Annotated in this window: 8 protein-coding genes and 1 tRNA gene; 7 read left to right on the top strand and 2 right to left on the bottom strand. The window is 59.8% G+C overall.

Features of this window, described 5'->3' with window-relative positions; all coding sequences use genetic code 11:
* Positions 1-2,126: pyruvate dehydrogenase (acetyl-transferring), homodimeric type (aceE, locus tag CQ020_RS17825; RefSeq protein ID WP_181151936.1), on the bottom strand; the 2,126-nt coding region annotated here is incomplete at its 3' end.
* A gap of 380 nt (positions 2,127-2,506) precedes the next feature.
* On the opposite strand from aceE, the gene CQ020_RS17820 reads away from it, so the two are divergent.
* From CQ020_RS17820 to CQ020_RS17790, 7 genes are all read left to right on the top strand, one after another.
* Positions 2,507-2,926 (top strand): DUF3052 domain-containing protein, encoded by a 420-nt coding sequence (locus tag CQ020_RS17820; protein WP_024817136.1) that lies wholly within the window; start codon positions 2,507-2,509, stop codon positions 2,924-2,926.
* On the top strand, positions 2,923-3,420 hold the full coding sequence (locus CQ020_RS17815; protein WP_105693057.1) for a peroxiredoxin: 498 nt from the start codon (positions 2,923-2,925) through the stop codon (positions 3,418-3,420). The genes CQ020_RS17820 and CQ020_RS17815 overlap by 4 nt, the downstream gene beginning before the upstream one ends.
* A 29-nt stretch (positions 3,421-3,449) precedes the next feature.
* Positions 3,450-4,379 carry an NAD-dependent protein deacetylase gene (locus CQ020_RS17810; RefSeq protein WP_181151935.1) on the top strand — a complete coding sequence of 310 codons (930 nt, stop codon included), beginning with the start codon at positions 3,450-3,452 and terminating at the stop codon, positions 4,377-4,379.
* Positions 4,380-4,445: 66 nt separating this feature from the next.
* Positions 4,446-4,521 (top strand) — tRNA-Val (locus CQ020_RS17805).
* 110 nt (positions 4,522-4,631) lie between these two features.
* Positions 4,632-4,922, top strand: coding sequence for a hypothetical protein (locus CQ020_RS17800; protein ID WP_146116651.1), 291 nt, complete (start codon positions 4,632-4,634; stop codon positions 4,920-4,922).
* 222 nt (positions 4,923-5,144) lie between these two features.
* Positions 5,145-5,939, top strand: a complete 795-nt coding sequence (locus CQ020_RS17795) for an IclR family transcriptional regulator (protein ID WP_105693054.1) — start codon at positions 5,145-5,147, stop codon at positions 5,937-5,939.
* 141 nt (positions 5,940-6,080) lie between these two features.
* A complete protein-coding gene (locus CQ020_RS17790) occupies positions 6,081-7,439 on the top strand; it encodes an MFS transporter (RefSeq protein WP_105693053.1) in 1,359 nt (452 codons plus the stop codon).
* A 91-nt stretch (positions 7,440-7,530) separates the two neighbouring features.
* Here CQ020_RS17790 and CQ020_RS17785 read toward each other — a convergent pair whose 3' ends face one another.
* The gene (locus tag CQ020_RS17785) at positions 7,531-8,034 is read right to left on the bottom strand and encodes a hypothetical protein (protein ID WP_146116650.1); all 504 of its coding nucleotides are present in this window, start codon (positions 8,032-8,034) and stop codon (positions 7,531-7,533) included.
* Positions 8,035-8,123 lie beyond the last annotated feature (89 nt).

Here is an 8,123-nt window from a genome sequence, read left to right as displayed (position 1 = left end):
CTGTTTTCGCCGTACATTTGTTCGAGGCCGTGGCGGATGATGTGGCCGATTTCGTAGCCGTAGGCGGGGTCGTAGGTTTTCACGGCGGGGTTGGTGGAGGCCAGCAGGGGTGAGTGTCCGTCGGCGTGTTGGAGTCCTTCGCCGGTGAGGGTGGTTCGTCCTGCGGTGGCGCCGATGATGAACCCGCGGGTCATTTGGTCCGCTGCTGCCCAGAAGGAATCTCCGGTGCGTTGGAAGCCGAACATGGAGTAGAAGACGTAGATCGGGATCAGGGGTTCGCCGTGGGTGGCGTAGGAGGTCCCGGCGGCGGTGAACGCTGCGACGGCGCCTGCTTCGTTGATGCCGGGGTGGATCAGTTGGCCGGCGGGTGATTCTTTGTAGGCCAGGACGAGGTCGCGGTCCACGGAGAGGTAGTTCTGGCCTTTGGGGTTGTAGATTTTCGCGGTGGGGAAGAACGCGTCCATCCCGAAGGTCCGGGATTCGTCCGGGACCACGGGCACGAACCGGGCACCGAAGTTCTTATCCCGCATCAGGTCTTTGAGGAGCCGGACGAAGGCCATGGTGGTGGCGGCTTGTTGTTTCCCGGATCCGCGTTTGGCCACTTCGTAGGATTTGGCGTCCGGGAGGACTACCTCGGTGTGGTTGCGGCGGCGTTCGGGGAGGAACCCGCCGAGCTCTGCCCGGCGTTCCATCAGGTACTTGATTTCGGGGGCGTCCATGCCGGGGTGGTAGTACGGGGGACGGTAGAGGTCAGCGTCGAGCTGGTCATCGCTGATGGGGATGCGGAGGTGGTCACGGAAGGCTTTGAGGTCTTCCATGGTCAGTTTCTTCATCTGGTGGGTCGCGTTGCGGCCCTCGAAGTGCGGGCCCAGGCCGTAGCCCTTGACCGTTTTGGCCAGGATGACGGTGGGTTTGCCCTTGAACTCGGTGGCTGCCTTGTAGGCGGCGTAGACCTTGCGGTAGTCGTGACCGCCGCGTTTGAGGCCCCAGATCTGCTCGTCGTCCAGGTCCGCGACCATGTCTTTGGTCTGCGGGGATTTCCCGAAGAAGTGTTCCCTCACGAACCCGCCGGACTCGGCTTTGTAGGTTTGGTAGTCACCATCGGGGGTTTCGTTCATGATTTTCACCAACGCCCCGTCGGCGTCGTTTTCCAGGAGGGTGTCCCATTCCCGGCCCCAGACGACCTTGATGACGTTCCAGCCCGCGCCGCGGAAGAACGCTTCGAGTTCCTGCATGATTTTGCCGTTGCCGCGGACCGGTCCGTCCAGGCGCTGGAGGTTGCAGTTGATCACGAAGTTCAGGTTGTCCAGGTTCTCGTTCGCGGCGAGCTGGAGCAGGCCACGGGACTCGGGCTCGTCCATTTCCCCGTCACCAAGGAACGCCCAGACCTGCTGATCGGAGGTGTCTTTAATGCCACGGTTTTGCAGGTACCGGTTGGACTGGGCCTGATAGATCGCGTTCATCGGGCCGATACCCATGGACACGGTCGGGAATTCCCAGAAATCCGGCATCAGGCGCGGGTGCGGGTAGGAGGACAGGGCGTGGCCTTCTTTGGACTTTTCCTGACGGAACCCGTCCAAATCCTCTTCCGTGAGGCGGCCTTCCATGAACGCGCGGGCGTACATGCCCGGAGACGCGTGGCCCTGGAAGAACACCTGATCCCCGCCAGAGGGGTGGTCCTTGCCGCGGAAGAAGTGGTTGAACCCCACCTCATACAACGTCGCAGCACCGGCATAGGTCGAGATGTGCCCGCCGACACCAATATCGGAGCGCTGCGCACGGTGAACCATCACCGCAGCGTTCCACCGCATATACGCACGGTACCGGCGTTCGAACTCCTCGTTCCCCGGGAACGGTGCTTCCTGGTCCACCGGGATCGTGTTCACATAATCAGTGGTCGTCACCATCGGCACACCCACCGACCTCGCACCAGCACGCTGCAACAAACTCCGCATAATGTACTGGGCACGCTCGGTACCCTGCTCCGCGATCAACGCATCAAGGGACTCAATCCACTCCGCGGTCTCTTCCGGATCACGATCAGGCAGCTGGGCAGTCAACCCGCTGAGGATGTGTGAGGTCTCTTCTCCTGCAGCCACGTCCAACCTTCCTTTAGGCGCATGCATCGGCGCCTCAAGTCCGGCAGGGTATCTGCCCGTCGTGAACGCGTCGTGTGCGACAACTATGTTTCAACAGCCCGGTCGGATGCGCCGGGCAGGTCTTGTGAGCGCTTGGCTGCCTGTGGAACTTCTCGGGGCGGTCGCCCTGCAGCCGTAGCGCTCATGGCCACTCTAGCTTTCGTGGCGTCACGATGCGTAGCCGCGGGCTCTGACGGGCGTTGTATGTCACACTCCCGCTGCCTCCGTGACGCAAAGCACGCAATCCCCATGGCCCCGAAACACCTTATGGAATGCGGAATATGGCCGCTGGCTGGGACAATGGCTTGAAGCACGCGCCCAAAGGGTGTTGGCTGTTAGTAATGGAAGTCACTGCAAAAGGAGGAAACGTGAGCGAGGCCGACGCCGCCACATCGGTAAATGTGGCGGAAAGAATGGGTTTCAAAGATGGGGATCTGATTCAGGAACGCGGCTACGACGACGACGTCGATTTCGACTTGCGTGAGGACATCGAGGATGTCACAGGCTCTGAGTTGTTGGATGAAGATGATCATGACGTCGTGGATGCTGTTGTTTTCTGGTGGCGGGACGGCGACGGTGACCTTGTTGATGCCCTCATGGATTCGCTCACTAACCTGAAGGAAGGTGGAGTTGTTTGGGTGCTGACGCCAAAGTCAGGCCGTGACAACTACGTATCTCCGGCAGACATTCAGGATGCCGCACCCACCTCCGGACTTCACCTCACCACCTCGGCAGGGGTTTCAAAGGATTGGAGCGCCACGCGTTTGGTGCCCAAGAAGAACAAGTGACTGAGGTCCAGCAGGCTCCTGTTGCAGTCTTGGCCCCCCGCGCAGGGCAGCTAGCACCGGATTTCGAACTGTTGAATCAGTACGGGGAGCCTGTTCGTTTGGCGGACTTTCGGGGCCGCAACGTTGTTGTCGTGTTTTTTCCCTTTGCCTTCTCCGGCATTTGCACAGGAGAGCTCTGTGAGATTCGCGACAACATCGCAGCCTTCAAGGATTCGAACGCCACGGTCTTGGCGGTTTCTGTCGACAGTAAGTTCGTGCAGCGGGCCTACGCTGAGCATGAGCAGTTCGGCTTCGACCTGCTGGCAGACTTCTGGCCTCATGGAGCGGTAGCAAAAACGTATGGCGTTTTTGACGAAGCGAGTGGAATGGCGCTGAGGGGGACGTTCATCGTCGACGCTTCGGGAATTGTCCGCTACGCCGTTGTCAATCCACGCGGTCAGGCAAGGGACTTTTCCGAATATCGCCGGGCATTGTCGTCCTTGGCGGAGCAGTAGTCGTGAGCCATCGCGGGCCCGGAGTGGGAATGACTGGATTCGCCAGCATGGCACCCGCGCCGGTGGCGGAATTGGGCCCCCAGGAAAGGACGGCCCTGAGGGCTGCCTTGGATCTCCTTGCTGGAAAGCGTATGGCTGTCCTGACGGGCGCCGGCTTAAGCACCGATTCGGGGATACCTGATTATCGTGGCCCTGGCTCTGCGCCCCGGAATCCCATGACCTACCAGGAGTTCATTGGGAGTGAGGCAAACCGCAGGCGCTACTGGGCGCGGAACCATATTGGCTGGTCCCATCTCAGGCATGCCGATCCTAATGCCGGCCATGCGGCTGTCGCCCTCCTGGAGCGTCGCGGATTGATGACAGGACTCATTACTCAAAACGTGGACAGGCTGCATGAGGACGCCGGAAGCGTCAATGTGGTGGACCTGCACGGCCGCTACGACCAAGTTGTTTGCCTCAGTAACGGGCACACCTTCAGCAGGCGTTTGATTGCGGCGATCCTTGAAGAAATCAATCCTCGTTTCGTCGAAGCTGCTGTGGAGTCCGGCGAAGTGGAGATGGCTCCGGATGCTGATGCGACAGTCGAGGACTCTGAGCTCATTACCTCGTTCGTCATGGCTGTTTGTCCCATCTGCGGTGGGACGTTGAAGCCGGATTTTGTCTACTTCGGCGAGAACGTCCCCAAGGATCGTGTGGCCCGCGCTTATGAGATGGTGGATCACTCAGAGGCCCTCCTGGTGGCGGGATCTTCGCTGACGGTTCAGAGTGGACTGCGGTTCGTGCGCCACTCGGCAAAAACTGGCAAGCCAGTAGTCATCATCAACCGCGGAGCTACCCGTGGAGATGAATTTGCTGAGCTGAAACTGGAGCTGGGAGTCAGCGGCGCTTTGGACTACTTGGCACGCTCTTTGCCGGATCTTCCACGGGCTTCGGAGCCGATTGGTGTTTCCGGCGGATGATCATGTAGAGTCATTGTTCGTTGGTTGAAGCGCTGAGGAAGTTACGAAGCGTGGAAGCCGAAGTTCGGGTCTTTAGCTCAGCTGGTAGAGCGCCACGTTTACACCGTGGATGTCATCGGTTCGATCCCGGTAGGACCCACCAAACAAACCCCGTCATTCAAGTCGCAAGGCTTGGAAGGCGGGGTTTTTTGCGTCTCAGTGTTTTCCTCTCCAAGATCTTTAATGTCGGTGCAGCGCCCTACCGTTTTCTCTATGGAGCACGTAGATATCCCCACGGTCGAGCAAGGCGCCCCGGCAATAGTAGTGAGGGGAGGCCACGAATGGCACATGGTGGTGGAACCTGTCCGCTGGTTTGAGCGGGTGGCGTGGTGGGAGGAATCCCGGCGGATGCCGCGAGGGCAGGGGCGGGTTGATGTTGAAGTCTGGCAGGTCCAGGTCCGTTTGGGGAACAACCCGGCATCCGGCATCATCACTTGGGAATTAGTGCGGGACGACTCCGGTGGGGGCTGGTCCATCCGGGGTGAGGAACTCGCTGCTGCGTAGCGCTGGTCCTGGAAATGGATGAGCTCTCCACCACGACTATTGGGGGATGCCGCGGTGGAGAGCTCGAAGATGAATATACAGAGAACTTTCGTGTTTGAAAAGTAAGGCCCTCGCCAAGGGGAAGTGCGGCTTGGCGTCGGCCCTTCTCCACCTTCCACATTCCACTATGATGAGTACTGTTCAGCAGATTGAACAATCGAATTGCGATGTTGAAGGAGAATCATGGCCGATTCCCGCTCCTCCCGTTCCGAAGGGCTGGGCGCCTCATCGCCGGCGCCTGCCGTCACCCGCGCCGCTGCGGTACTGGAGGCGCTTGCCGAGTCGCCTTCAGGCCGGTTGACGCTGAGCGATCTCTCGCGTGAACTCGGCATTCCCAAGTCTTCCACCTCCAATTTGCTGTTGGCCCTCGAGGAAGCGCGCCTCATCACCAGGCAGGGTGCGGATTTTGCCTTGGGTAGAAAGCTGGTTGAACTGGGCGCCGCTTATCTCAGCCGACTCGACGAGGTCCAGGAGTTCTACAAGTACTGTGAGCAGGCACCCACGCTTTCCGGAGAGACTGTGAGGATCGCGATGCTCGACGGTGATCACGTCATCTACCTGGCGAGATACGAGGGTCATCCGGCGGTCAGGTTGACGTCCAACATCGGCGACAAGATGCCCGTCTCGCTCTGCAGCGTAGGTAAGGCCCTGGTTGCGCAGCTGCACGATCACGATATCGACTCCATGTTCCCGGATGGCATGGCGCTGCCCACTATGACTGCCAATTCCCTCAAGACTGCCGAGGAGCTCAAGGCGCAGATTTCCGCTATTCGCAAGCAGGGGTACGCGTTCGAGGACGAGGAGTCCACGGTGGGTGTGGTGTGCCTGGCTGTTCCCGTCCCCACGCATGGAGCCCATGGCCCGAGCCTCGGCCTGTCCGTGACAGCACTGAAGGCCACCTATTCCGAAGAGCAAGGCGCGCTTATGGTCAAGGAACTCAAGGAATTGGCGCGCTCACTGGGCAACCCCATGGGCTAGATTCACAACCCTGACTAATAAATCTGATTACAACCTTGGCAGCGCGTTCAACAAGCTGTACGCTGTTCATCATAGTGATCTTGGCGGTGATGCCATCACTATCTCGCTGGGCCAACGGGGGCCCGGGGTGATTTTGAGGGAGTGCTTGTGATAACTCGTGCAAATGAAAAGCTCGCAGCCGAGGCTGACGACGCTGTAGTTGAGCCGGAACAGCTCCGCAGGGCAACGCTGGCCAGCTCTGTAGGTTCCGCGCTGGAGTACTACGACTTCTACATTTACGGCCTTGCGTCGGCGCTGATCTTCGGCCCGCTGTTCTTTTCCCCACTGGGCCCAGACGGTGCTCTGATTGCTTCGTTCGCCACTTACGGCGTTGGCTTCGCTGCACGACCGTTCGGCGGTTTGATCTTCGGCTACATCGGGGACAGGTTCGGCAGAAAGATGGTCCTGATCCTGACCATCGCCTTGATGGGGACAGCGAGCTTTGCCATTGGCCTGCTGCCCACGTTTGAACAGGCCGGAATGCTCGGGGCTGTTCTGCTGGTTACGCTGAGAATCATCCAGGGACTGGGAGCCGGGGCCGAGCAGGCCGGCGCGACGACACTTATTTCGGAAGTGGCCCCGCGCCGCCGTCGTGGGTTTTTCGCTTCGCTGCCGTTCGTCGGCATCCAGCTGGGCACGCTCCTCGGCGCCGGGACTTTTGCGCTCATCACCTTGGCGGACAAGTCCGTCCTTCAGGGCTGGTTGTGGCGCGTACCCTTCCTGGCCAGCTTCATTCTGATCGCAGTGGCCATCTTCATTCGACTCAAGCTCAAGGAAACCCCGGCGTTCCAGGAGCTGGAGAAGCACAAGAATGTGGTCAAGAACCCGATTGGTGCGCTCTGGAAGCACTCCAAGAAGAACGTGCTTATTGGCATCGGCCTCCGAATGGGCGAGAACGGCAATTCTTCGATCTATTCCGCGCTCCTGGTGTCCTTCATGAGCATGCCGGCGGGGGTCTTTGCGGGAAATAACTCCATCGGTCCGGTTGGCCTCCTGATTGCTGCCGGCTTCGCTGCCGTCATGGTTGTGACATTCGGTGCCTTGTCCGATCGATACGGTCGTGTGCCCGTGTACCGCTATGGTGCCCTCTTCCAAGCCATCATTGCCGTTCCTGCCTTCTATCTGGTGACCCTTGGCAACGTCACCCTCGTGTGGGTTGTCATGGCTGTTGGCATCGCAATCGGCGTCCAGTCGATGCTTGGCCCCCAGTGCCCGCTGCTGCCGGAACTTTTCGGATCTCAGTACCGCTTCACCGGGGTGGCTATGAGCCGCGAGATCTCGGCCGTCCTGGCCGGTGGACTCGCGCCGCTGCTGGGCGCGCTCATGTTGGCTGCCACGAACCATTCGTGGCTGGTCCTTGCCATCTACTCCCTGGTCCTGGCGCTCATCTCCTTCGTGACCACGTTCTTCACTCCGGAGACTGTAGGCAGGGACCTGGTCAGCACGGAAGACGCGAAGTAGCTCCCCAAAGAACAATCAGCAACAGCGCGGCACCCTCCAATGTGGAGAGTGCCGCGCTGTTGTTGTGTGGATAGGGGCATGAGGCCACCTACTAGCCCTGTCCGGACGATGGTGGCCTGAAAACGTTGCCTGAAAGCGGGGAGGACGCGTACCACCCGGTTCCTTCGCCTCGTGCTGTGGCTGCACGTGCGCGCGAGATTCTTTCCTGTTCCACACGAAGTGCTGCCGTCAGCGCATCAAATGCTGCAACTGCCCGGGGGTTGGGAGACTGTGCTCCGCGGAACCTGTGTGTTCGGGCGTTTTCCTCATACGATCTGAACTCGATTTCATAACCGTCGCCGAGTTCATCGGCTACGCGCTGGGCCAGGCGATGACCTTCAGCGGCGTACTTGGTGGCCCGGTCCGAGGATTTCCAGTTGAAACCAGGTGTCAATGACTCGTAGTAAAACTGTTCCCAGTCCCGGAGCTCATTCACCAGATCGTCCGTCAGGTCCGTGACGTCGTAGTTGATGGGACCATCGAGCCAGAGCACTGTATCCCCATAGTCCGGAAACAGGCGCACGACGGTGCGTTTCGGGCTTTCCGACGGCTTCATGTGGCGATGATACTGCAGGTAATGGGCGCGGCCGGGATTACTTCCTGGCCGCGCCCATTTCACGGAACTCATGTAAGCCACCGCGGGTG

The sequence above is a fragment of the Arthrobacter sp. MYb23 genome, assembly GCF_002979775.1.
Taxonomy (GTDB): domain Bacteria; phylum Actinomycetota; class Actinomycetes; order Actinomycetales; family Micrococcaceae; genus Arthrobacter.
Note: the sequence above shows the minus strand (reverse complement) of the source record. Positions and strands in the feature narration are given on the sequence as shown.

What these genes read in the sequence shown, in the direction of transcription:
- CQ020_RS17810 (WP_181151935.1), top strand. Translation starts at nt 3,450, where the DNA reads ATGACTGGATTCGCCAGCATGGCACCCGCGCCGGTGGCGGAATTGGGC.
- CQ020_RS17800 (WP_146116651.1), top strand. Translation starts at nt 4,632, where the DNA reads ATGGAGCACGTAGATATCCCCACGGTCGAGCAAGGCGCCCCGGCAATA.
- CQ020_RS17795 (WP_105693054.1), top strand. Translation starts at nt 5,145, where the DNA reads ATGGCCGATTCCCGCTCCTCCCGTTCCGAAGGGCTGGGCGCCTCATCG.
- CQ020_RS17785 (WP_146116650.1), bottom strand. Translation starts at nt 8,034, where the DNA reads ATGAAGCCGTCGGAAAGCCCGAAACGCACCGTCGTGCGCCTGTTTCCG.